This window comes from Halobacillus sp. H74 (genome assembly GCF_052246715.1).
Lineage (GTDB): Bacteria > Bacillota > Bacilli > Bacillales > Halobacillaceae > Halobacillus > Halobacillus litoralis_A.
In genome coordinates this window covers 316,140-340,892 of sequence record NZ_JBQQCI010000004.1, presented here as the reverse complement: position 1 = coordinate 340,892, position 24,753 = coordinate 316,140, and the positions used below count along the sequence as shown (strand labels likewise).

The window sequence follows — 24,753 nt, the reverse complement described above, 5'->3', positions numbered from 1 at the left end:
TCCTTTACCGTTTCGTCATATTCTCCCACTGCTCCATTTCAAGTTTCTTCGCTATTTCATACCTTTGGAGCAGCTCCTCTTCTTGAGCTGTATAAGCTTCTTCCGAGATTTCTTCCAGTTCATACATCATTTGCAATTGAACCAGCTTTTTCTGGATATGTTCAAGGTCATACATTTCTTTATCCACTTCTTCTTTCACATGCTCGCCGACCTTGACAATGAGATTGATTGGTGAAGTGAACAGTTTATGAATCATGAAGCTTCAACTTTCAATTTGATGTTGATGAAGTTATACGCTGGCCATGGGCCAGTATATTTGAAATCAACATAATCCTTCCATCGTTCGTGCAGCTGGTTCACACGTTCGTCAAAGGCTTCTTCCTGCCCCTTATCAATCAAATATGCACCGTTCAATAGCATTTTTTCTCCGAGTGTTTCATTCGATTTTGACGCTTCAGCTATTTTCGAAAGGGGTAAATGGATACTTTCTTCCACATCCTGCTGTAATCTCGTGAAGAAGTCACGTGCCATTTCCCCTAATTGAATCCGATCGAAGTAGCCAGCGGCTTCCGACTTGTTAGCGACCGTTTCTTTTTGTTTGACCACTTTATCATTCTGATGGATTTGCTCTTCCAACCATTCCTTTTTGCCGACGACCTTCAAACCGATTTCAATCTTATTCCTCACTTCACCGAATAAAGAGGATAGCTGCGGATACAGGTTTTCGATCAGGACCTTCGTGTCTTCCTTACTATTGAAGACATTACCGAAGCTGATCGGTACTACAGAGCTTTCTTTTTCCATCACGTCAGAAATGACTTTTTGGTGCATCATCAGGTTTTGCTTTTTGGGATGATAAATCTTTATCGGGGCTTCGATGGCCACCATTGCTGCATCTTTATAATGAATGGTGAAGGTTTCTCTCGATTGCCCTTCGAACTCCACAGTTCCGAAGCTCTTTGCATCGTCTGTTTGGATACAACAGAAAACATATACACCTATTTCTTCTGACATAAGCTTTTCCTCCTATATCTTCCTGCATTCTTCTAGTATCATCTCTTGGACATCTGTCTGTTCATCTGTACTCACATCCATATGGAAATAAGTAAGATCCATACAGAGGTTTTGAAAATCTTCATTCTCCCCATCTACGGGGTAGTTATTCTTGTTGACGATATCAGCGATAATGATGGAAGAACGCAAGCTCAGCTTCGCTTTATCGCTGTTGGAGCGTTCATTAACCTGACGGATGAATCTCACAATTTTCTCTGCATTCGCCTTATCAATATCAGTTCGCTCCACGACCACAGCGACTTCAGCCTCTTCATCCATCGCCTCGAAAGGAATGTTGATCATCCGATCCAGCAGCGCATCCTGTGTCTCAAAAACACCGACATATTCTGTCGGATTGCTTGTGAAGATGATAGAAAAATCAGGGTGAACCTCGATATGAGAATTTTTCTTTTTTGCTCCATATAAAGGAAGGAGTTTTTCCTCGATCACAGACAAAAACAGGTTGTTCGTATCCGGCCGTGATCTTGTGAACTCATCGTAGACTAACGTATGTCCATTCTTGACAGCTTCATATAAATGACCTTCCACCCAATCCTCTGATACATTTTCCTCTATTTTTCTAACTGTCTTTACAAAGTTATCGTTTAGTTTTTTCCGGTTGTATCCTGTATGGGCTCCAATCAAATCCTCGTTTTTCAAATCCTGATTCCCGCTTATCAATGTCACAGGTCTCTTCCTCAACTTAGCCACATGTAAAGCGAGTGTCGTTTTTCCAATTCCAGAGGGACCAGTGTAATGAACCGGGTAACCTGCTGATAAATAACGTAAAGACCGTTTAATTAAACTTTTGAAAAAGGGATGGTCGTAGACACGCGCTGTCGTTGAAGAATCAGATTTCGTCTGTGTTAATTTCGACATAGTCCATCCCTCCGATCACTGTTCCTCATGTTCTTCGATATCGCTCCGGTAACGCATGCTCAACCTGGAGAAGCCGGTAATTTCATGATTTTCGTCCAGAAAGGCTTCGTACAGGCCGACCATCTGGTCACGGGCATACTTTTTCATGTATTCTTTTTCCTCAATCACTTCCACAAGTACACGCCACTCTCCCTCTTTCTTACGTGCCGAAATGATTTTGTGAGGGGGGGCTATGTTTTCATTGAAAAATTGTGAAACTTCATTTAACACTTTCATAACTTTCACCGACCTCTCTTTCACTACAGAAGGAGGGTTGGATTATGCCCAACCCTCTTATTCTTATATACTGAATTCTCCTCGTTGATTAGGTGAGGAATCTTGTTCGCCGATTCGATTACCAAGGCCTTCATCTTCTACCTCATCGCGCAGTAACCCGACAGCTTCTGCATAACGCAACCATGTATCAACACTGGCGATGACTACTCGCGCTTCTACTGTAATTAATTCGATTCCGACTACCGATACACGAGCAAAGGCATCAATGACGATTCCCTTGTCTAAAATACGGTCGACCACTTCTGCTAGACTTGAACTATCTGTAGACTTTTGAATTGCCATTTTCTCTCACATCTCCTTTGTTAAGAATGATAGGTTTTAATGTCAGAAAGGCCTTTCACATCTTTAGGTCCTTTGATTTGCGAAGCACTCTTGATGTTTGATACCCCTTTGATGTCCTGAACGCCTTTGATATCCTGGACGCCCTTGATCCGGTGATTTCCGGATTGGCTTTTGTTGTTTAAAGATTCTTGAATCTCACTTCCGGATTCCTTGAGAGAAGACATCTTCTCCCGTAGCTTCAGAAGCCGATCCTGCACTTTTTGTTTCGCCTCTTCCGCTTTGGAATGAGCCTGTTCAGCATTGGCGTCTGCTTTTTCCTGTAAGTTTTCTTTCATTTTCCCGGCTTGCGACTGCAATTGGTTTTTGAATTGTTCTCGGATGAAATCACCAGTCGCATCATCCATTTCATCCTTCGCATGTTCTTTAGCCTCTAAGGGATCATCCGATTTGCGAACAATTCTAGTAAGCCTGGGCATGCCTTTCCGGATAACTCTTGCTGACTTTTTAACACCCCCTTCGATTTGGTCAATCATAGATGAGTCCTTATTTTGTTCCGTGTTCTTTTTCTCAGACATCTTCACCACCCTTTACAAATTGCCATATTGAAAAATTGGAATGGCTTTCTATCCTTACTTCCCACACACATATAGGTGAAACCCTGATTTGCTCCCAAATCGTCGAAAATGGTAGTATTTACATCCTTTATGACAGGCCCATCGAATCAAATGACTTATCAAATTAATGTTTTTTGCCCATGCTTCATCTTTTATTACAAAAATTACAAAAACATTATTTTCAGAGCACACAGAGTTTAATTTTCAAAATATTGGTACTTGCGCAACTTCTATGTGAAAAACACTCTTAAAGACTTAAAAACTACCTCCTATATCCCAACCCTCATTTCGCAGGATTTCGTCAGATTTCTCCGAATTACTAGAGTATATCTTTTAAAGGAGGAATTATTTTTGAAGTTCAAAAAGTTAGCCACATTGTCCCTCGCCGCATCCCTTGTCATCATGCCGACTACGGGATCAGTCTTTGCAGATTCTCAGCCAGAATCGCTTAACAAGGTAAACGTCCAGGAGGACAAAGGAGAGTATGTAAAAGGTGAAGTCGTCGTCAAGTTCAAACAAGGTAAGTCACTGAATGCTAAGCAGATGGAGAAGTACGGTGCAAAAGCAGAAAAATCAGAAGTAAGTAGTGCAGTCGTTGATTCAAAGGTTAAAGTACTTAAGGTCGGAAATGTAGAAGCTGTCGTTAAGGCTCTTAACAAAAATCCAAATGTAGAATACGCAGAGCCGAACTACGTTTTCGATGCAACATGGTCTCCAAATGATACTTACTATAGCAGTTACCAATATGGACCACAAAACACAGAAACACCAGCTGCTTGGGATATTACTCGCGGCAGCAGCAGTCAGGAAATCGCGATCATTGACTCTGGTGTCGATTACAATCACCCTGACTTGAATGACAAGACGATCAAAGGTTACGATTTCGTCGACAATGATTATGAGCCAATGGATGAGAACAATCACGGCACACACGTCGCAGGTACAGCAGCTGCTGAAACGAATAATGGTGCAGGAGTGGCCGGAATGGCACCAAACACTAACATCTTAGCCGTACGAGCTCTGGATGCAAGCGGCAATGGTTCCTTGTATGATATCGCTGATGCCGTCCGTTATTCAGCTGATGCCGGCGCTGAAGTCATCAATCTTTCATTAGGTTGTAACTGTGATACACAAACGTTAGAAGATGCCGTCAACTATGCCTGGAGTAAGGGCTCTGTTGTAGTAGCTGCTGCTGGTAATGATGGAGTCTCCACTACTTTCGAACCAGCTTCCTACGATAATGTCATCGCCGTAGGTGCCGTCAATCAGAACAATAGCAGGGCTTCTTTCTCCAACTACGGAACATGGGTGGATGTAACGGCTCCTGGTGTCGACATCGCTTCTACCGTTCCTAATAATGGATACGCTTATATGTCCGGAACGTCGATGGCATCTCCACACGTAGCTGGTCTTGCTGGGTTGTTGGCTTCCCAGGGACGTTCGAATAGCAACATCCGTGCAGCGATCGAGCAAACAGCTGACCCGATCAGCGGTACAGGCTATTACTTTGAACATGGCTTGATCAACTCTTATGACGCAGTAAACTATTAATCTGTGAAGAAAAAAGACCACGACTTGTTCGTGGTCTCTTTTTTATGGTTGATTATCTTTCATTTCGGTAAGACTATCTCGCTTGGACAGGTTATATGTTTTTTCGGACAGAATAAACTAGTAGTCTGACAGATTCACCCCTAAATCGGATAAAAGTCCTCTTTCATCAGCTCAATTATGCGAGTGTTCAGACAGATTCTCCGTTCACAAACTTGTCAATTGACGGGACACGTCCCATAAGCTATATTTAAATTAACAAGGGGAGTAGCGACCGCATAAAGCGGTTGATGAATCGTCATTCCGGTGTTCGTCCACCTGGTTCATCAAACTATGACCATAGTCCGCAAGACCTTGGCCTAATACAGGGCCAAGGTCTTTTTTATTTGGGATCTGGCTCGACATCCACAGGAGGAGATCTACCATGGTTTTTATTTTGTTCGCCCTATCCGCATTCATCGTCGTCTTAGCAGCTATTCAACTGAACCGTTTCGGTGATGTCATTAGCAGAAAGTCTGCTTTGAGCGGGGCTGTCGTAGGAACATTTCTGATTGCCGGCGCTACATCACTGCCGGAATTGACCACAAGTTTGACTGCCGTCTATATCGATAATCCCGATATCGCTGTAGGGAATATGCTTGGAAGTAATGTCTTCAATCTATTGATTTTGGCTGTTGTCGACATGTTTTACCGAAGGAAACGGATGTTCAATTCGGTCGACCGCCGCCAACACCTGCCGTCAGCGATTGCAGGGATCGTCTTCACATTAGTCATAGCAGCATCATTACTATTCAATTTTAATGCTTCTCTTTTCAATATTGGAATCGAAATGTTCGTTCTCGTTGCGCTCTATATCGTGACAATGAAGTTCTTCAATAAAGGGGAAGAAGAAGAAATGGATGAAGCAGCGGCGACTGGAAGAGATTATTCTTTGAGAGCAGCAAGCATTGGGTTTGCCATCTGTGCACTTGTGGTTTTCGGCGCGGGAAGTGCCTTATCGATCTTCGGCGATCAACTGGCACAGCAAACAGGCATGAGTTCAAGCTTCGTTGGTAGTTTTCTCATTGCCGCCTCTACCTCCTTGCCAGAACTCGTCACTGTATTAGTCGCTTTTAAGCTCGCTAATTATGGCATGGCCGTAGGGTCGATTCTGGGGAGTAACCTATTCAACCTGCAATTACTTGCTGTGACAGATGTGTTTTACCAAAAAGGAGCGATCCTGAGTGCACTGACTTCTTCCCACCTCCCGATTGCTTTACTAAGTATTGTCATGCTGGTATTGACTGTCTTCACTTTGAATCGGAAGCCGAAGGAAAACAGCCTGTATTATGCAGCTCCTTCATTAATCATCATTTTCCTGTATTTTGTCACATCGTATAATTTGTTTTAATAAAAGTGAGGAAAACCCGTCACCATGACGGGTTTTTTATCATTAAGTTATCCAACTAACATGCAGAATTTCGTAAGACACAAACTTCGAGACATGGTGGTTTGTTACCGTATAAGGAATAGGGGGGCTTTGAAATAACTCGCTTTTCTGCGGAAAGTGTTTATTGTGGAATCTTCCCGGGAGGCATGACCGGCATACTCAGAATATCAATGTAATGGGCTTTTTCCCCTCCTTTGATGTTCTGCTTATGCCACGAGTGTCTGGGAACCATCCCTCATACACCTCGACATCAATTCTTTCGGATTAAATAAAAAAAAGCTGGAGGAGTGAAATCCCCCTCGCAGCTTATCTATTATAATACTTTGCTCAAAAATTCCTTCGTTCTAGGGTTTTGCGGGTTACCGAACAGGTTCTCGGGCACATCTTCCTCCATGATGACCCCTTCATCCATGAAAAGCACCCGATCCCCTACTTCCCGCGCGAAGCCCATTTCGTGGGTTACGACAACCATTGTCATCCCTTCCTGCGCCAAGTCTTTCATGACAGCGAGGACATCACCGACAAGTTCCGGGTCAAGCGCTGAGGTCGGCTCATCGAATAACATGATTCTCGGCTCCATCGCAAGGGACCGGGCAATCGCCACACGCTGCTTCTGGCCACCTGATAAACTTTCAGGATACGCATCAGCTTTGTCACTTAGACCGACTTTATCCAATAGGGGACGGGCTACTTTCTCCGCCTCCTTTTTCTTCATCCCTTTTACCTTAATTGGACCGATAGTGATATTCTCAAGCACTGTTCTATGTGGAAAAAGATTAAAATGCTGAAACACCATTCCGACACGGGAACGAATTTCATTAATATTGATTTTCTTATCAGTCAAATTGTCGCCTTCAATCAGCACTTCTCCTGATGTTACTTCTTCCAGCAGGTTCAGGCAGCGTAAAAATGTACTTTTACCTGAACCGGAAGGACCGATGACACAGACCACTTCTTGTTCTTTGATTTCTGCATCGATTCCTTTCAAAACTTCATTGGAACCGAATGATTTGTGTAAGTCTCTGACAGTAATCATTATACATCCAGTCTCCTTTCAACTCTTCTCAAGTAAACCGCTGTCGGTACTGTGATGATCAAGTACATGATGCATACCATTGTTAGCGCCTGGAAGGCTTGGAAGGTCATACCGTAGTACTGCTGACCCATGTAAAGCAATTCCCCTACAGCGATAACTGAGAAAAGTGATGTATCCTTCAAGCTGATGACGAACTGGTTTCCAAGTGGTGGAATCATTCGTCGGAAAGCCTGAGGCCAGATGATATAACGCATGGTCTGATTTCGAGTGAGTCCAATCGAACGACCTGCTTCTTCCTGCCCTTTATCAATCGAGTAAACAGCTCCACGTACGATCTCTGCAATGTACGCCCCAGCATTAATAGCAATGGCGATGATGGAAGCTGTGATTTTATCAATATTGATTCCCATCAAGTCGGATAAACCAAAATAAATGAATAAGATCTGAGCCAAAATCGGGGTTCCTCGGACAGCTTCTACATACACTGTGGCCAGTCCGTATACAAGCTTATTTTTCGATAATCGTGCAAAACCGAAAATCGCACCAAGGACAAAACCGATGATCAACCCTACAAAAGTGATAAGTAACGTCCATACCAAACCTTCAAGTAAGAAAGGCATGACACGATAATAGTGGGATTCCGTAATAAACTCCATATGTGTAATCGCTCCTTGTGTTTTGAGTTGTACGATTCATGCCATTTAAAAAAGCTAAAAACGTCCTATGTAGACACGAGGAGCATAAGAAAAACGATGAATGGCAAGAGGTTTCATTACATAATCGATTGTCTGATGATTCAAGTGTCTGGACGCTGGAGCCGTATGTTCAGAAGGCAAAGACAGGTAAAAAAGCGTAACAAGCCAATCACTTGCTACGCTCTCCCTGATCAGCCATTCTTGCTTGTCCTTCCTATTATTCTGATGATTCTGTGCCGTGTTTACGCTCACCGAACCATTCTTCATAAATATCATCATACGTACCGTTGTCAATCAACGTTTGAAGCGCTTTGTTCACATCTTCCACAAGCTCAGAATCCTTCGGAAATGCGATTCCATATTGCTCACCTTGCAAAATGTCGCCAGCCGTCTTCAAACCATTAGAATCGTTAGTTACATAATATTGAACATTCGGTACATCATACATGACAGCATCTAAACGGCCGGATTCAAGATCCATGTACGCTTCGACGATTCCAGGGAAAGTGACCAATTCCGCATCAGGATGATTATCTGTAATATAGGATTCACTTGTCGTACCAGAACGGGTTCCTACCTTTTTACCTGCTAAATCCTCTTCGGATTTGATTTCTTCATTATCTTCACTTACAGCAAGCATCAAACCGGCATCATAGTATGGATCAGAAAAATCAATAGTTTCTTTACGTTCATCAGTGATAGTCATACCGGCGATTCCGATATCATAACGGCCGGATTGCATACCAGCGACCACTCCATCAAACTTCATCGATTCAATATTGATATTGAAACCAGCTTCATCTGCGATCGCTTTGATAAGGTCGATGTCGAACCCTTCCATTTCACCTGTCTCTTCATTCATAAATTCAAAAGGAACAAAGTTGTTATCCGTTGCGACCGTGTAGGTTTCTCCAGAATCGTCCGAACCTGAATCACCAGATCCTGACGCTCCTTCGTCTTCGCCGCCACAACCAGCCAGCAACATGCCGAGTACTATAACCATGATAAATAAGTACCATTTCGCTTTCATTCATTTTCCCCCTTTTATTATCTGAACTCTATTATCTCAAATTTTACTACTAATTAAAATTTTCTGAATAATGTGTTTTTAGCTCTTTTCGGGCAAATTAATGAATTTTAATGTGATTTCCGAAGCCTGGCTAACATTTCCGGCATATTAGTCCTTTTTCCTCTTATTTCATGATAAATTTTTGCAAAAATGATGTTTTAAATTTGTATGGCAGGGTAGTAGAAGAGGATAGGGCAAGACTCCTAATCTAAAGAAGGGAAAGGTTTGAAATGTCAAATGAATATCAATTGGATACAAAGGAATTCCATTCGCTGAAAACAGCTTCTTATAAAGTCTTTGAGGTTATCGCTAAGCGGCTGAACGTCCAAACCGCATACGTGACTAAAAGAGGGGAGACGGCGATGACTGTCCTCAGTTCATATAATAAAGAAGAAGAAATTATACCAGAGGGCTATTCGGTGGAATATGGCGGGACTTACTGCCGTTTGATCATCAGTAATAAAGAAAGTTCACTGACGACGACAAATCTTATGAAAGATGAACTTACCAGAGAGCTTGAAGTATCATCACAGCTCCAGGTGAAGGGCTTTCTGGGAGTTTCATTAACCGATTTGAACGGTCATGTCTTCGGGACTTTATGCGTGATGGATAAAGAAGAAAAAGAATTCACAGAAGAAGATATCGATTTTCTGAAATCAATTGCCGGTGTGCTCTCCCATATGATAGAACTTGATCAAACCCAATATAATATGGCTTTACTCAATGTTCCTATCATCCCCATAACAAAGGGTGTTTCAATTTTAACGATACAAGGAATTATCGACGAACACCGAGCTGAAAAGATTCTCGACAATGTTCTCACTTACGGAACAGAAAATGATATCGAATATTTCATTATCGACCTTTCAGGATTGGTGATCAGGGGAAACAATTTCCCACAAGTATTTGTTAAACTGGTACAATCCCTGCAGTTGATGGGGATTGAAACAATCATAACCGGCATTACACCTGAAATCGCCCAACGAGAAGTAGAAAATATTGCTCTGACGAATTTGAAGACAAAAACGGCTTCCAACCTTGAAGCAGCGCTCTCCTATATCGGTTTTTCCTTAGTGGAAAGCCCCTAAAACTCGCCATGGACGAGTTTTTCTTTTAGCATTAAATTACATATTTTTACACCTCAAGTCAACCATTTTATTCCAAATAAACACATAAAAAAACCCGTAAGCACGGGTTTTTTATAAACGAATTATTCTTTTTCTTTTTCAAATTCCATGACTTCACCTGTTTGACCGTTCACAGTTACACCATATTCATGCGTATCGTCTTTCAATTCAATTTCATAATGCCCATCGTCGACTTCCACTTCTACAATCTCTCCAGCTGATTTTTCCTTAGCGATTTTCTCTGCTTCTTCTTTGGTCACTTTCAGATTTTCGGCAGTTTGTTGATCTGAATCATCATCAGACTTTTCCTCTTCATCATGGTCGACTTTAATTACTTCCCCCGTAATTGCATCAACGTCAACTTCGACTTCTTTTCCATCCTCTGTTTTTCCATCGATTTCATAATAATATTGATTGTCGTCGTTATCTTTTTCGACTTTATTAATCGTAAGTTTTTTCACTTCATCTGTCGCAATCGATTCCGCTTCCTTTTGGGAGACTTTCACTTCTTCTGCTTTCCATTGATTATCACCTGCTACGGCACTCACGCCAAAGGCTCCTCCTAATGTGACAACTCCTGTAATCCCTGCAATCATCAATTTTTTCTTCATCAATTATTCCTCCTCTTGTTGTTCTACTTACACTATATCCATCAAAGATGAGAACAAATGGTGAGGAAAATGAGAATTTGATGAGAAATCAATCATCCCAGCTTACAGTCATGATTTCGCCGGTGATGGCATGAACTTGTATCGTTGCTTCACTTTCGTCTTCTTTTTCTACTTCGACTAGATAGAAAGAGACCTCGTCCTCTGTTTCAAAATCAACATCATCCACTGTACCATCAACTTCTTTCAATGCTGCTTCACGTGCTTGTTCTTCTGTTATCGGATTTTCAGAATCCGTCTTCTCATCCCGGGGCGGTTCTGGGGAGTTGTCCTCTTCCTCAGCCCCCTCTTCAATTCGCTTCATATCCGCTATTCGGCCGTTGTCTTTCAAAACAGCAATTTCATACAATCCTTTTTCAAGTTCGATGGTCGCCAAATAATGGTCATCCATCGATACGAAGTCTGTAATCGTGCCATGGTATTGCCCTTGTATTTTGTCCATTGCCTGCTCTTTGCTTAGCGGTTGGGCATTCAATGTTTCGTCGACGATCTGCCAACCGATGATAAGCAAAACGAAGAGTCCAACAATTGAAATGATTAATTTAATAGACTTCGACATTTCCTCACTCCTCTCTTCTCATCTTAAATGATGAAAATGAGATTTCACTGAGTAATCGGCAAAGAAATGGTCACAACCGTCCCTTGGCCTATTTGACTTTTCAAGCGTATTTCTGCACCTATTGCTTTAGCCAGTTCTTTCGCCATCGATAAACCAAGCCCATATCCATCGGTTCTTGACTCTTCCACTTGATAGAAACGGTCAAAGACTTTTTCTAACTCCTCAGCTTCCATTCCGATTCCATGATCTACAATCTGAATCTCAGCCTTCTCTGCAGTGGTTACGAGGCTGACTTCAATAGGATCCTCGCTGTATTTTCGCGCATTATCCATAAAAATATAAATAAGCTGCTTCAGTTTTTGCTCATCTGTGTCAATGGTTACATCCACTGCTTCCTTTGTAATCACATCCCGGTGATAAGCTTTTTCAAAGGATGAAACCGTCGACTGTAATAATGGAAGCAACTGTTTCGATGCTATGGTCACGTTCCAATGCTCTTCCTGTTTAGCTAATAAAAGCAACTGCTGCGTCAAATCACGCATCCGCTTTGCTTCTGAGTGAATCGCATCAACTGATTCCTGAAAAAGCTCTTCATCCTGTTTTCCACGCCGTTTCAAAAGACTGGAATAAGATTCGATGACAGTCAACGGGGTTTTCAATTCATGGGAAGCATTTGAAACGAATTGTTCCTGTTTATGATAATTCTCTTCTAACTGATCGATCATATCATTGAACGCATTCGCCATTTGGTGCAACTCATCCTTTGACTTCCCTTGCGTGTCAATGCGTTTAAAACGACCACTCGCCCGAATTTGCTGCATCGTATCGATTAATGAAGCAATCGGCTTTGTGATCAAATTGCTGAGAAGGCGGGCAGAAATGAAGAGTGGAAGAATCGCCAAAACCGTAACAATGACCAGAACCAGCCGCAGAATATCGAGATTCTCCGCAGACGTTTCTAAGCTTTGTGTCAACTGCAAAGCGGCCACTTCACCTTCCGACCAAATGATTGGGATAGAAACGAAACTATGAGGAGTCCCCTCATAACTTTCTATTTCCGCTTGTTCTTGGGAGTGAAAATCGTAACCCTGCTCCAGCAGATATTGTCGATTTCCTTCTGCAATACTTTCAGCTTGTCCATTTTGCCGGACAATCCGAATCATTCCATTCGCCGGTACGTAAGCACGCAACAGCTCAGAAGAAGGAACCTTCGTTTGATTTTCAGTCACCCCTGAAACGATGCGCTCCGCTTCCTCCCGGGTTTGCTCTAGATCACTTTCATAAATGATATGACTAAATGAAAAATAGATTGCGCCACTGACTAAAAGGAGGAGAACTATGAATAGCGCTGTCGTGTACACATGAATTTTATTACTCAGTTTCATTGCGGATCCTTCAGCACATAGCCGACGCCTCTCACTGTATGAATCAGCTTCGGCTCATAGTGCTTATCAATTTTATTCCGTAAATACCTGACATACACATCCACAATGTTCGTGTCACCATAGTAATCATAGCCCCAAACCCCATCTAGAAGTTGATCGCGATTCAGCACCTGGCGCTTATTTTTCACCAAATATACAAGTAATGAAAACTCTTTGGCGGTCAGCTCAATAGAGTCATCTCCGCGATGGACTTCATGAGTTGCCGGATTCACATGAAGATTGGCCACCTTCATGCCTTCTTTCTGCTCAGGATTTGTCCGTAAAGCAACACGGATTCTAGCCAGCAATTCCTCAAACTCGAACGGCTTTGTCACATAATCATTCGCCCCAAGATCGAGACCTGTCACCTTATCCTCAACCGCATCTTTTGCCGTCAGCATAATTACTGGTGTTTGCTCATCTCCTGATCGGATTCTGCGCAATACATCTGTTCCACTCAAACCAGGGAGCATGACATCAAGCAAAACCAGATCCCACTTTTGTTCCCTGAAAAGCTGCATGCCATCCAGCCCGTCATGCGCTTTTGCAACCTGATACCCCTCATACGTGAGCTCAAGTTCTAATACACGTGCGATTTTCTTTTCGTCTTCTATGACAAGAATGTTAGGTTTGCTCAAGGCTTATCCCTCATTTTTTCAGCATTTGTTATGGCTATTTTAGCATAGAACGTTTCGTATTGGTGACAAGGTAAGTTGGCTGAAGGGCGCATCGCGGTGTCGTGCTGGTGCAGGATATTTTTTGCGGCTGCGCCGAGGTTTTCGCGCTCTCGCCGATCTCATTGCTCTCACGCCGGTGCCCCATTGTGCGCAGGAAAAAAGCGATCCCTTCAAATAGAGATCGCCTTCCTATTATTTCGGTTTAGGTTCTGCTTCCATCAGCAAATCGACAAGGTGGACCGAATCTATTTCCCTACTCAAGCCTTCACGCTCAATCCCAAGCTTCATCTGCAATAAGCATCCAGGGTTTGAGGTCACTACGCCAGCTGGGTTCTTTCCACAAACGTCCTTCATTTTTACGTCTAAAATATCCATCGCATCTTCATAATTGACGATGTTATAGACACCAGCAGATCCACAGCAGAATTCAGGACGGTCAAGTTCCTTTAAAGTCAGTCCGGGAATTTGACGGATCAACTCGAGGGGTTCATTCTCTACTTTCTGGACATTTCTCAAGTGACAAGAAGGCTGATAAGTGACAGTTCGCTGCAACTCTTTTTCAAAGACAAGGCCATCCATTTCCACCAATACCTCCGAAATATCTTTCACTTTGGACACGAAGCGCAATGCCCGCGCGTGCCATTCCGTCCCGCTTTTAAAAAGGGCATCATATTCAATCATACGCGCCCCGCATCCCCCGGCATTATTGACGATATAATCGAAACCTTCTTCTTCGAACGCTACAATATTCTGCTTCGCAAGTTCTATGGAAGTATCGATTTTTCCTGAATGGGCATGCAGAGCGCCACAACATGTTTGCTCCTCAGGAAAAACGACTTCTGCTCCGCTCCTCAGCAGTAATTCCATTGTATTTTGATTCGACTCAAAGAAGACGCTATCCATGATACAGCCTGTGAAAAAGCCTACTTTCGCTGCCGCAGGACGTTTTCTTACATAACGCGAAGCTCGGTCCTTACGTTTTTTCGGTGAAGGCATCGACGGCAGAGCAGCTTCAAATTCATGGATGTGTAGGGGAGCGCGCTTAGTCAGTCCAAAACGCCTGGACACTTTTTGCAAACCGGAAGATTGATAGATCCATGTTGCATTCCCCAGGGACTTCATCCATTTGGATGATGGGAAGAATGATTGAAAGAAAAAGTCCTCCACTAATTTGCGCGGTTTCGATTTCGCATCTTCTTCATCAATGACCTCTTTCGCTCCTTCAAAAATCGCTCCATATTGTACATTAGTCGGACACACTGTTGTACAAGCCATACAGCCGAGGCATTTCTCAATCGGTTCTTTCAAATCTTCCACTGTCGCTTTCCCTTCTGCGACCATTTTAACAAGATTGATGCGGCCGCGCGGAGAGTGGGTTTCTTTTTCCATCGTTTCATAAGTCGGACAGGCTGGCAGACAATAACCGCATTGGACGCAATCGAACGTCTTATCATAACCCAACTTTTCCTTCAGAAGTTCACTCATTTATGAAGCACCAACTTTTGCCCTTTCTCCGGGAAAATCTTACCTGGATTCATAATTCCATTAGGGTCCCAGCTATCTTTGATCCGCTTCATCATCTCGAGGCCGATTTCACCAAGTTCAAGTTCCATGAATGGTGCTTTCATAGTCCCGATGCCATGTTCTCCTGATAGCGTCCCACCTAAATCAAGGGCCGCCTGAAACATCTCTTCAACAGCAAGTTCTACCCGCTTCATTTCTTCAACATCACGTTTGTCACAGAGTACATTCGGGTGTAAATTACCGTCCCCGGCATGGCCGAATGCGACGACCTCGACATTGTATTTCTCCTTAATGTCTTGAAGGCGGTCCATAAAGTCCGGGATTTTGCTGCGGGGAACAGTGGCATCTTCGGAAACTTTCGTCGGCTTGATTTTTGCAATGGCTGGTGATACTTGTTTTCTGGCATGCCATAAACGGGCAGCCTCCTCATCACTTTTAGGAATGATTACTTCTTCAGCACCGACCTCTTGCATGATTTCTTCAATCAATTTACGTTCAATCCGCAAAGTTTCCGGGTGCCCGTCAAGCTCGATAATAATGACAGCAGCAGCATCGACAGGTAAACCTACTGGCTGGAAGTTTTCAACAGCAACAATACAAGCCTGGTCCATGAACTCCATTTTCGCAGGAAGTATCCCTGATGTAAGGGTCTGGGAAATCGCTTCTCCAGCCTTTCGCACACCATCAAAGGCGACCATCATGGTTTGGACTGCTGGTGGTTTCGGCATCAGTTTCAGTGTCGCTTCAACAATCACACCCAGCGTTCCTTCAGACCCGATGATCAGCTTCGTCAAATCTATCCCCGTAACGTTTTTTATCGTCTGTCCACCAGTCTTGATGATTTCGCCTTCAGGTGTGACGATCTCAAGGCCGAGGACGTGGTCTTTCGTCACCCCATACTTCAATCCCCGTGGACCTCCGGAATTCTCAGCAAGGTTTCCGCCAATCGTGGCTACATGGGCACTGCTTGGGTCTGGAGCATACATCAAGCCGTGCTCTTCGGCAGCCTTGTTGATGTTACTTGTCAACACACTAGGTGCTACCGTTACCGTAAGATCGCGTGGCCTGAGGTTGATGTCAGCAGGCCACTGAGACATATCCAGTACGATTCCGCCATGGACAGGCAGTGGCCCACCACTTAAACATGTACCAGATCCCCGTGGATAAACAGGCACTTGAAATCGATTCGCTATTTTCAACACGGATGCCACTTCCCGTTTTTCTTTCACCTGGACGACGGCATCCGGTAAATATTCACCGAAGGAAGCATCAAAGCTGTAACTGTGTCGGTCGGCAAGTGAGGTGAGCACCCTTTTTTCTGGTAAAAATCCCAACAGTTCCTTTAACCATTGTTCCATCGAGATGGCTCCTTTCTATGATTTCGCAGACTTCGCACGTGAATTTTTCCCCTTTAAGACATCCATGACATCGGTAATTTCATGAAAATAGTCGGAAGCATCATCCCATTGTTCTGTAACCAGATTGACAAAAAGGATATCAATCATATGTAGTTGCGCCAATCTTGAGGATGTCGCCCCGCTTCTGAATGGCGCAGGAATTTCGCGGGAGGCGGAAATATATAATGGGATGTCCGCATAGGCAGTGACCGATGATTGGCCATAGCGAGTCAAGCTGATCGTTTTCGCCCCTTTACGTTTAGCGATTTCCATTATCTTCGCTGTCTCAAATGTTTCGCCTGAAAAAGATATGCCGAATACGACATCATTTTCTTTCACGTTCGCAATGTTCATGGCGGCGTTATGCAAATCCGTAAACGCGGATGTCGCTTTATTCATACGGAGAAATTTCTGTTGGGCATCTTGAGCGATGATCCCTGAAGCGCCCACCCCAAAAAAGTGGATTTTCTCTGCCTGCTTCAACACTTCAACCGCTTTCGACAGTGTTCGGTAATCCACAAGCTCTGTCGTTTCCTTAATCGCCTGCAAACTGTTATTCGTCATTTTTTCAACAATGGAGTCAGAAGCTTCTCCTGGTTGTATGTCACGGTACCGCGCTTCCGGTTTCTTTTGCAAATCACCTGAAATGCGCAGCTTCAATTCCTGCAGCCCTTTTAAGCCAAGTGATTTACACAAGCGAATCACCGCGGCACTACTCGTTGAGCTCAATTCCCCCAACTGTGTGGCTGTACAGTGAATCGCTTCATGAGGCTGGTCCAAAATAAATCCAGCAATCTTTTTTTCAGATGGCGGCAGCTTGTCTTTCATCTCATTCAGCATGACAAGTCCACCGGTCAGTGAATTCTTCATTTCTCTCACCACTCTTATCCTTTAATAGCTCCTTCTGTCATCCCTTTCACAATCCGGCGTTGGAAAATAGCGTACAAAATGATGACCGGAATGATGGCGATGACAAGACTTGCAAATAACGTTCCCCATGAATTGGTGTACTGGGTTTCATTACTGATATAATCGATCGCCAGGGCAAGCGTGTAATTTTCTTCGGATTGTAAAAAAATCAAGGCCATGAAATATTCATTCCAAAATTGAATCATGTTCATGATGGTAACGGTGATAATACCCGTAGTCGAGAGCGGGGTGATGATTTTCCACAAAATTCCGTAAGGGGTCATCCCATCAATAGCAGCCGCTTCTTCCAGTGACTTTGGAATCGTTGCCATGAAACTCGTCAGTACGAATATACTGAAAGGCAGCTGGCTGACAGCATATACGATACTGAGTCCAAAAATGTTGTCTAATAAATTCAATTGCATAAGTAAAAAGAACAACGGAATCCAACCAAGAACCATCGGAATCATCATCGCAGAAATGTACAACGTAAACAAGAAGCGATTGCCCCGAAACCTCATACGCTCCAATGCATAAGACGTCGGAATAGCCATCGCCAGCGTCAACGTCGCCCCGAGGCCTGTCACGATGAAACTGTTGAAAACACTCGTATCAATATTATAGTTGCTCCATGCATCGACGAAATTGGACAAGCTGAAAGAATCCGGGAGTCCCCATGGGTTCGCATAGATTTCCGCGTTAGACTTGAATGAACCAAGAATCATCCAAAAAATCGGATACAAAACAGCCAGTGACCAAATAATCAACGGAATACGCACGATTGAACGTGAGAAAAAACTGCCTTTTTGCACTGTATTCCCCTCCTATCTTTTAATACTCCACTTTTTCTCTTCTCATTAAGAATTGCATGATCAATACCGTAATCAACGATAAGATCAATATCATGACACCGATTGTTGCGCCATAACCGAAGTTGTATTTTACGAACGCCTGCTCATATAAATACGACCCCATCACGTGTGTCGAATTATTCGGTCCACCTTTTGTCATAACCTGGACGATGATGAAAGACCCGTTCAAAGTCGTAATGATAATGTACAGAATCGATATTTTGATTTGCGGCCATATGAGCGGGAGTGTCACTTTCCAAAACTGCTGCCACTCTGTCGCGCCATCGATTTCAGCTGCTTCATAATAACTCTTCGATATATTCGATATTCCGCCCATCAACATGAGCATGAATAAACCGATCCCTGCCCAGACTGATGGTAAAACAAGACTTGGCAGCGCCCAGTCTTCACTTCCGAGCCATGGTCGTGTCCAGCTCTCAAGCCCGATCAGTTCCAAACCAGAATTGACCAGACCAAGACTCGGGTTATAGATGAACATCCATAGAATACCGATGACGACGACTGACATGATATTCGGGAAAAAGAAGACGATCCGATAGAATGGAGCTTCTTTGATTTTCATTTGTGTCAAAGCTACCGCGAAAAATGTAGATAAGATCATGATGCCGATGACTTTTGTCACTACAAGGAAATAGTCGTGGAGGATAGTTCTGGGGATAATGCCGTCACTGAACAAACGACGGTAATTCTCTAACCCGACGAACTCTGCCAGGGATGACGCCCCCGACCATTTGAAGAAAGAATAATAAAGCCCGTTGAATAATGGGTACAGTGTAAATACTGCAAATAATATAAACGTCGGGACAAGACAAAAAGCTAAAAATAAATTTCTTTGCCGACTCGACTGGACCATAAAAACACCTCTTTCTTAATTCTAAAGTGCAAGCGTCCTGATTAGACACGACAAGCATTAGGGCGGAGCGAATTTCTCTCCTGATTACATCTGCTACGCCGATTTTAATCTCCGGTTCTGTGTCAAAAAAAGCGACGCCTACCTTTATAAAATGACAAATTATGCTGATTTTGTAAGAAAAAGTGGAATGCGAAGACGAACTCAGCGCCTCCACATTCCACAACATTCTTACTCCTTGCTATTGCGGTATTCAGCCGCTGCTTGTTCAGCTTCTTCAACGAATTCTTCTGCTGTAATATTTCCAAGCATCAGAGAAACGAGTGAGTTGCTGATTGGAGTTTCTAATTCTGAACTCATCGGGTGAGGTTTCTGGTGAATCTGCACCTGCTCTGGATCATTGATCATGTCGTTTGCTTCAATCAAGAATGGAGGTACGTCCTCACTTGAAGACAAGTCGACACCTTGTAAATTCATGATCGCACCGGTATGTTCAGAAAAGCTTTTCGCATATTCTTTTGTAAAGACGAATTCTACAAAGGCTTTCGCCGCTTCCGGGTTCTCCGCTTGTTCTGCAATCGCTAGTGGGCGAAGGTCTGGAACAATAGCATATGGTTCGCCTTCATCCTGCATTGGTGAAGGGATGAAACCATATTCGAAATCTTCAGGCGTGTCATTCGCCATTTCATTCGGGAGCCAGAATCCCACTGGAATAAATGCATTGTCATGGAGTAGGAAGTTCATTTGAGATTGTGTATGGTTCAATGCACCGAAACCAGAATCAATCATCCCTTCCTGCTGCATCTTCTCGACTTTTTTCATAACATTCAGGACAGGCTCACTCGTCCAGGCTCCTTCAGCACCTGTGATGACATCATTCAATAATTCGTCGCCACCTGCAGCACCGAATGCTGGATAGAGTGCACCACGTAAGAAGTAATATGGGTATTGACCTGTCGTTACGAAAGGTTCAATGCCTTCATCTTCTTTGATTTGACTCATAGTATCCATGAAGCTTGGAAAATCGGTCGGAACTTCCCAATCATTTTCCTCGAACCATGCGTTGTCATACCAAGTTCCCCATGTATCGAATACCAATGGCAGACTGTAAATCTCCCCATCGTATGTCGCTGGGTCTACAATGAAGCTTTCACTTAAAGCAGAACCATCTTCAAGCTCGACGCCATCCATCCATTCAGTCAAATTCATCAACTGACCGTCTTCCACCATTTGCGTTTCACTGGACCCTGCACCATCGATGTAAACGACATCTGGTGGATCATCGGATACCCAGCGGGACCGCATTTCTTCATTAATATTAGGACCTGCATGTTCGGTAATCGTCACGTCCGGATATTCTTCCTGAAAATCACCAATGACTTCTTTCCACCAGGAGTCTCCATACCCTCCGACAAAGTACTGGATTTCAAGTTCTCCTGAGATTTCACCCGATTCTCCTGAATCTGAATTTTCATCCGAAGTCGTCTCGTCCTTTGTTCCTTCACTATCCGTTTCATCCGTACCCGCTCCCGGAGCACAACCTGCTAACAAAACGAATGTGAACAGGATCCCCAACATCAACCAAGCAGATGTTTTCCGCCACATGCTCAACATAAGCTCCCCCTTTTGATTGAAAAATTTATTTGAAACCATCGTGTGGTATTCAAATCAAGATTGTAATTCTATTGCCTTACGAAGCTGGCCATCACTTTTTTCCAAAAGCTCTGCTGCTTTCTCATAAGATACATTACGCTTCAACATCACAATCGCGGGCTTAACCTGCAAATCTGCTTCTTGCAGCGCTTGCTCAGCTTCTTCATAACTTGCGGCCGTGCATTCCATGAGGATGCTTTTTGCCCGCTCGCGTAATTTATAGTTGCTAGCATGAACATCGACCATCAAATTCTCATATACCTTTCCAAGCTGGACCATCGCTGTCGTACTCATCATGTTCAAGACCATCTTGTGGGCAGTCGCCGACTTCAACCGTGTCGATCCTGTCAGCACTTCCGGTCCGACAATGACTTCGATCGGACACTCAGCGAAAGAACTGATTTCAGATTTATGGTTACATGAAAGGGAGATAGTGTAGGCCCCTTTCCGACGACCATACTTCAAAGCCCCGATTGGATAAGGGGTCCGACCGCTTGCCGTAATTCCGACAATCACATCTTCAGGTGTAACTTTTTTTTGCTGCAGATCCAATTCACCTTGTTTTTCGTCATCTTCGGAATTTTCCCTGGCTTTAGTAAACGCCTCCCCTCCACCGGCCATCACTGCCTGAACCATATCCGGATCTGCCATGAACGTCGGCGGACATTCGGAAGCATCGAGAATACCGATCCGGCCACTAGTTCCTGCGCCTACATAAAATAATCGGCCGCCATCTTTCAGTGCTTTGGTAATTTGCTCAACGGCCACTGTCACAGATGGCAGTACTCGTTTGACAGCTTCCGCCACCTTGTAATCTTCTTCGTTCATGACAGCCAGGATTTCTGCCGTCGTCATTTGGTCCATCTTTTTCGTACGTTCGTTCCTTTGCTCTGTCGTTAAATATGCCAATGAATCAGTCATTTTCTACACCACCTTCTTTCCTTATCTGTGCCAGCAACGCCGCCCCGAACTCTGGAGGGGCATAGGGCTCTGTGAAAACTCCTAAATTCCTTTGGTGGATCTGGTCGATGAAATATTCTTTAATGATCGCAGAATGTTTAAAGATGGACCCCGCTGCTGTCACAGGGGCTGTCGGGGCAAACCCATTCACTGCTAGAGTTTCGACATGAAGCACCAGCTCTTCTGCTGCTTCCGTGAGGATTTTCACGGCCACTTCATCTTTTTGTGCAGAGGCTTTGATGACACTTTCAGCTAAACGGGCGATTTCATGCTTTTCATGAGTTCGACTGTATATGTACCTGACTAGCTGCCTCGGGTCTTCCAGCTTCAACTTTTGCAAAACCAGTTTGGTGATCATCGTTTCCGGCCCACGTCCATCTGCCGCCTTCGCTATTGATGATAGCGCTTTCAAAGATAAATAATAGCCGCTACCTTCATCTCCTAGCAAATGCCCCCAGCCGCCACATTGATGAATCTTCCCTGATTGATTGACTCCAATAGCATTCGATCCTGTTCCTGCAATGACGAGTATTCCTTCATATGTATTCGGTTGAAGGGCTCCCCTCCATGCAGCTAAACTATCTGATCCGACGAATAAATTACAATTTTCAGATAATTCAAGGTTTAAAAAAATTGTCCCTGCTACCCTGGACATTTCTGTTTCATCTTCAGCACGCCCAATACCTGCAAGACCTAACCCGACACCGGTCAGATCAGAAGGAGCGATGGAATATTGCTGCATCCCTTTTCTTATGAGTGCTTCAAGACGAACACCCGCCTCTTGAAAACCAATGACATGAGGATTCGTGCCCTCGCCCGTTACGACCATCGGTTTCTCCGGCATTTCGTTACGATCGGCTTCAAGAAAAAGACAGGTCGTCTTCGTCCCCCCACCATCGACACCAATCACATAACTCATTTATTTCCTCCCAATGATTTCTTGTTTTAATTATAGATTCTCTGAATTTTTATGTCAATGAATAGTTTTATATTCTGTAATATTATTTCAAAAAATTGTCCAGTTCTGTCGAAAATCAGTAGTGAACCCAGCGCATGCTAACAGTTCCTTGACCCGTCTATCTATATTTTCAGCAGGCAGACTTGTATAATTTTTGCTTCAACATTCGAAGTCATGAAAACATGACATTACACAAAACCCCCTAAGACTAGTCAACACGAATGGAAATCAGGTATGTTAGAGATAGCTACTATTATACAGGAGGTCCTCCATCGATCTATGAACAGACAACACTCTTTCAAAGTCGCATCCATCCAATACAATCCAAAACTTAACCGCCGAAATGCCAATATACGTGAACTCAAGTCCCTTGTCCGACAGGCTGCTGAAAATGGAGCGAAGCTGATTGTTACTCCTGAAATGTCGACGAGTGGCTATCACTACCTGGACCGCTCTGCTATCAGCACTTATGTGGATACCATTCCAGGCTTGACAACAGACCATTTTTCCGAAGTGGCCAAAGAATACGGATGCTATATCGTCGTCGGGATGGCCGAAGAAGATCTGGAAACAGGACTTTATTACAACTCCTCCGCACTTGTCGGACCTGATGGATATATCGGCAAGTACCGAAAAATCCACCAGTGGGTCGTCGAGAACTATTGGTCATGCTGGGGTGACATCGGCTGCCCTGTATATGAAACAGAAATCGGTAACATCTCGATGATCATTTGCCAGGATTCCACCTATTTAGAGTCGGCACGCCTTGCAGCAGTCAATGGGGCAGATATCTTGTGTTTCCCTACGAACTCATCCAGTGCGTCGATTTCCATGCTGCAGCATTGGTCAGAAATGAACGGTCTATATGTAGTCAGCGCGAACCGCACAGATAAAGAAGAGGATTTCCAAATGATCGGGGCGAGCGCTGTCTGGTCGCCACATGGTGAGAAATTGGCAGAAGCTCCTATCTCACGGACCGAGGATGGAACGGATGATGACATTTTATATAGTGAAATCGATCCCTCTCAATACGATAACCCTGGAAAAGACCGGCTTCTTCAAAGACGGATGGATTCTTATAAGGATCTGATGCTATTTCTTGGCCCATGGGATTATACAAAAAATACCCAGTCCAGGCATGTCAAAGCCGCTGCTATTCAATATGAACCAGAAGTCGGGAACAAAGAAGCGAACTTAAAAAAAGTGAAACAGCTGATTGAAAAGAAAGTAGATGAAGGCGTTCATTTAATCGTCCTTCCAGAACTATCCCTGATTGGCCCGGTGAAAACGAGGAAAAAACAGGATATCCATGAGTACGCAGAAACAGATGACGGTTCAACTGTGAAAGAAATGAAGCGGATCGCCCAGGAAATGGATGCCCATATCGTATTCGGCTTTGCCGAAAAGGAATTGCCTCATTACTACAATTCAGCCATCTTGATCAACCCTGAAGGGGAAGTCATCGGAAAACACAGAAAGATCCATTTGGACGAATGGGATGAAAAGTGGGCGACCCCAGGGGATAAGATATCGATTACACCTGTGAACGGTTTCGGCAGAATTGGAATGATGATCGGCTCTGATGCTCTTTTTCCAGAAGTCGCAAGCGTGCTCGCTGTCAAAAGAGCGGATATGATTTGTATTCCGACAAGCTGGAACGGTAAATACGGAACCGAATTATCAATGAATCAGGAGATGTTCGCAAAACCATATCCGAACGGCACCGTTTCCACCTGGGACGCTGTGGCCAAAGGTGCTCAAGCGTACACGATTGTCGCTAACTTTGTCGGCACGGATACGCAGTATAGAGGAAGAAGCGCGATCTACAACCTGGATCAGAACTACACCGAAGATGAAACAGTCATTGCATCTGAAACGGAAGAAACAGTATTGATGAACGCGTTCCATACAATGAAAACGGATTGGTGGCTCGATCAAGAGAAGCTGATCCTGACAAGAAGGACGGCATTCTACAAGCCGCTTGTCACGAGAGAACCACCTTTCTTTTAAACTGAATGGAAAAAAGCCCGCCTTAGCGCGGGTTTTTTCTTGCGATTTTTGTGTTTGGACAGATTATCAATAGGTTAGGCATGATTATGAAGTGGTTCAGCAAGATTTCTGCTTGGAATGGGTGAATTATTGAATAATGCGGCATGATATCACTGAAATTCGGCTTAATCACTGATTTGGTGATTGTTTCCACCTCAAGCCATCCAGAATATGGATGACTTGAG

General features: G+C 43.8%; 26 protein-coding genes. 4 read left to right on the top strand and 22 right to left on the bottom strand.

Annotated features, from left to right (window positions below):
• Positions 1–4 precede the first annotated feature (4 nt).
• Genes ACTWPX_RS10925 through gvpQ form a run of 6 tightly spaced genes read right to left on the bottom strand, consistent with a single transcriptional unit; the run spans position 5 to position 3,125 of the window.
• On the bottom strand, positions 5–256 hold the full coding sequence (locus tag ACTWPX_RS10925) for a gas vesicle protein GvpG (protein ID WP_128525924.1): 252 nt from the start codon (positions 254–256) through the stop codon (positions 5–7).
• Positions 253–1,014 (bottom strand): GvpL/GvpF family gas vesicle protein, encoded by a 762-nt coding sequence (locus ACTWPX_RS10920; RefSeq protein ID WP_128525923.1) that lies wholly within the window; start codon positions 1,012–1,014, stop codon positions 253–255. The genes ACTWPX_RS10925 and ACTWPX_RS10920 overlap by 4 nt, the downstream gene beginning before the upstream one ends.
• Before the next feature lie 12 nt (positions 1,015–1,026).
• A complete protein-coding gene (gvpN, locus tag ACTWPX_RS10915) occupies positions 1,027–1,932 on the bottom strand; it encodes a gas vesicle protein GvpN (RefSeq protein ID WP_443119795.1) in 906 nt (301 codons plus the stop codon).
• A 15-nt stretch (positions 1,933–1,947) separates the two neighbouring features.
• Positions 1,948–2,217, bottom strand: a complete 270-nt coding sequence (gene gvpO / locus ACTWPX_RS10910) for a gas vesicle protein GvpO (RefSeq protein ID WP_443119794.1) — start codon at positions 2,215–2,217, stop codon at positions 1,948–1,950.
• 54 nt (positions 2,218–2,271) lie between these two features.
• Entirely contained in the window at positions 2,272–2,550 is a 279-nt protein-coding gene (gvpA, locus tag ACTWPX_RS10905) for a gas vesicle structural protein GvpA (RefSeq protein ID WP_128525920.1), read from the bottom strand.
• 20 nt (positions 2,551–2,570) lie between these two features.
• Positions 2,571–3,125, bottom strand: a complete 555-nt coding sequence (gene gvpQ / locus ACTWPX_RS10900; RefSeq protein WP_443119793.1) for a gas vesicle protein GvpQ — start codon at positions 3,123–3,125, stop codon at positions 2,571–2,573.
• Between the two features lie 390 nt (positions 3,126–3,515).
• On the opposite strand from gvpQ, the gene ACTWPX_RS10895 reads away from it, so the two are divergent.
• Positions 3,516–4,715: a S8 family peptidase gene (locus tag ACTWPX_RS10895; RefSeq protein ID WP_443119792.1), complete on the top strand. Its 1,200-nt coding sequence runs from the start codon at positions 3,516–3,518 to the stop codon at positions 4,713–4,715.
• 421 nt (positions 4,716–5,136) lie between these two features.
• Entirely contained in the window at positions 5,137–6,102 is a 966-nt protein-coding gene (locus ACTWPX_RS10890; RefSeq protein ID WP_443119791.1) for a sodium:calcium antiporter, read from the top strand.
• Positions 6,103–6,454: 352 nt separating this feature from the next.
• Here the strand turns inward: ACTWPX_RS10890 and ACTWPX_RS10885 are convergent, their stop codons facing one another.
• From ACTWPX_RS10885 to ACTWPX_RS10870, 4 genes are read right to left on the bottom strand one after another with little or no spacing between them, the layout of a single operon-like run.
• Positions 6,455–7,177: an amino acid ABC transporter ATP-binding protein gene (locus ACTWPX_RS10885; protein ID WP_443119790.1), complete on the bottom strand. Its 723-nt coding sequence runs from the start codon at positions 7,175–7,177 to the stop codon at positions 6,455–6,457.
• On the bottom strand, positions 7,177–7,833 hold the full coding sequence (locus tag ACTWPX_RS10880; protein WP_128525916.1) for an amino acid ABC transporter permease: 657 nt from the start codon (positions 7,831–7,833) through the stop codon (positions 7,177–7,179). The genes ACTWPX_RS10885 and ACTWPX_RS10880 overlap by 1 nt, the downstream gene beginning before the upstream one ends.
• Before the next feature lie 54 nt (positions 7,834–7,887).
• Positions 7,888–8,124 (bottom strand): hypothetical protein, encoded by a 237-nt coding sequence (locus ACTWPX_RS10875; protein ID WP_443119789.1) that lies wholly within the window; start codon positions 8,122–8,124, stop codon positions 7,888–7,890.
• Positions 8,090–8,902 carry a glutamine ABC transporter substrate-binding protein gene (locus tag ACTWPX_RS10870; RefSeq protein ID WP_443119788.1) on the bottom strand — a complete coding sequence of 271 codons (813 nt, stop codon included), beginning with the start codon at positions 8,900–8,902 and terminating at the stop codon, positions 8,090–8,092. Before ACTWPX_RS10870 ends, ACTWPX_RS10875 begins: the two co-directional genes overlap by 35 nt.
• A 269-nt stretch (positions 8,903–9,171) precedes the next feature.
• On the opposite strand from ACTWPX_RS10870, the gene ACTWPX_RS10865 reads away from it, so the two are divergent.
• Positions 9,172–10,029 carry an STAS domain-containing protein gene (locus ACTWPX_RS10865; protein ID WP_443119787.1) on the top strand — a complete coding sequence of 286 codons (858 nt, stop codon included), beginning with the start codon at positions 9,172–9,174 and terminating at the stop codon, positions 10,027–10,029.
• Between the two features lie 122 nt (positions 10,030–10,151).
• Here the strand turns inward: ACTWPX_RS10865 and ACTWPX_RS10860 are convergent, their stop codons facing one another.
• The 12 genes from ACTWPX_RS10860 to ACTWPX_RS10805 all read right to left on the bottom strand — a co-directional run bounded on the left by ACTWPX_RS10860 (position 10,152) and on the right by ACTWPX_RS10805 (position 22,480).
• Positions 10,152–10,679: a PepSY domain-containing protein gene (locus ACTWPX_RS10860; RefSeq protein ID WP_443119786.1), complete on the bottom strand. Its 528-nt coding sequence runs from the start codon at positions 10,677–10,679 to the stop codon at positions 10,152–10,154.
• An 88-nt stretch (positions 10,680–10,767) separates the two neighbouring features.
• On the bottom strand, positions 10,768–11,295 hold the full coding sequence (locus ACTWPX_RS10855; RefSeq protein WP_443119785.1) for a PepSY domain-containing protein: 528 nt from the start codon (positions 11,293–11,295) through the stop codon (positions 10,768–10,770).
• Positions 11,296–11,339: 44 nt separating this feature from the next.
• Positions 11,340–12,680: a sensor histidine kinase gene (locus ACTWPX_RS10850; RefSeq protein ID WP_443119784.1), complete on the bottom strand. Its 1,341-nt coding sequence runs from the start codon at positions 12,678–12,680 to the stop codon at positions 11,340–11,342.
• Positions 12,677–13,357 (bottom strand): response regulator transcription factor, encoded by a 681-nt coding sequence (locus ACTWPX_RS10845; RefSeq protein ID WP_443119783.1) that lies wholly within the window; start codon positions 13,355–13,357, stop codon positions 12,677–12,679. The genes ACTWPX_RS10850 and ACTWPX_RS10845 overlap by 4 nt, the downstream gene beginning before the upstream one ends.
• A gap of 231 nt (positions 13,358–13,588) precedes the next feature.
• Complete coding sequence (locus tag ACTWPX_RS10840; protein ID WP_443119782.1) at positions 13,589–14,881, bottom strand: (Fe-S)-binding protein; 1,293 nt, start codon at positions 14,879–14,881, stop codon at positions 13,589–13,591.
• The gene (locus ACTWPX_RS10835) at positions 14,878–16,278 is read right to left on the bottom strand and encodes an FAD-binding oxidoreductase (protein ID WP_443119781.1); all 1,401 of its coding nucleotides are present in this window, start codon (positions 16,276–16,278) and stop codon (positions 14,878–14,880) included. Before ACTWPX_RS10835 ends, ACTWPX_RS10840 begins: the two co-directional genes overlap by 4 nt.
• 15 nt (positions 16,279–16,293) lie before the next feature.
• Positions 16,294–17,187, bottom strand: a complete 894-nt coding sequence (locus ACTWPX_RS10830; protein WP_443119780.1) for a MurR/RpiR family transcriptional regulator — start codon at positions 17,185–17,187, stop codon at positions 16,294–16,296.
• A 14-nt stretch (positions 17,188–17,201) separates the two neighbouring features.
• Positions 17,202–18,038 (bottom strand): carbohydrate ABC transporter permease, encoded by an 837-nt coding sequence (locus tag ACTWPX_RS10825; protein ID WP_128525906.1) that lies wholly within the window; start codon positions 18,036–18,038, stop codon positions 17,202–17,204.
• Between the two features lie 19 nt (positions 18,039–18,057).
• On the bottom strand, positions 18,058–18,951 hold the full coding sequence (locus tag ACTWPX_RS10820; protein WP_443119779.1) for a carbohydrate ABC transporter permease: 894 nt from the start codon (positions 18,949–18,951) through the stop codon (positions 18,058–18,060).
• Between the two features lie 228 nt (positions 18,952–19,179).
• On the bottom strand, positions 19,180–20,562 hold the full coding sequence (locus ACTWPX_RS10815; RefSeq protein ID WP_443119778.1) for an ABC transporter substrate-binding protein: 1,383 nt from the start codon (positions 20,560–20,562) through the stop codon (positions 19,180–19,182).
• A gap of 54 nt (positions 20,563–20,616) precedes the next feature.
• The gene (gene murQ, locus ACTWPX_RS10810) at positions 20,617–21,522 is read right to left on the bottom strand and encodes an N-acetylmuramic acid 6-phosphate etherase (RefSeq protein ID WP_443119777.1); all 906 of its coding nucleotides are present in this window, start codon (positions 21,520–21,522) and stop codon (positions 20,617–20,619) included.
• Positions 21,515–22,480 (bottom strand): N-acetylglucosamine kinase, encoded by a 966-nt coding sequence (locus ACTWPX_RS10805; RefSeq protein WP_443119776.1) that lies wholly within the window; start codon positions 22,478–22,480, stop codon positions 21,515–21,517. The genes murQ and ACTWPX_RS10805 overlap by 8 nt, the downstream gene beginning before the upstream one ends.
• 318 nt (positions 22,481–22,798) lie before the next feature.
• On the opposite strand from ACTWPX_RS10805, the gene ACTWPX_RS10800 reads away from it, so the two are divergent.
• Positions 22,799–24,529, top strand: a complete 1,731-nt coding sequence (locus ACTWPX_RS10800; RefSeq protein ID WP_443119775.1) for a nitrilase-related carbon-nitrogen hydrolase — start codon at positions 22,799–22,801, stop codon at positions 24,527–24,529.
• Positions 24,530–24,753: the final 224 nt, after the last annotated feature.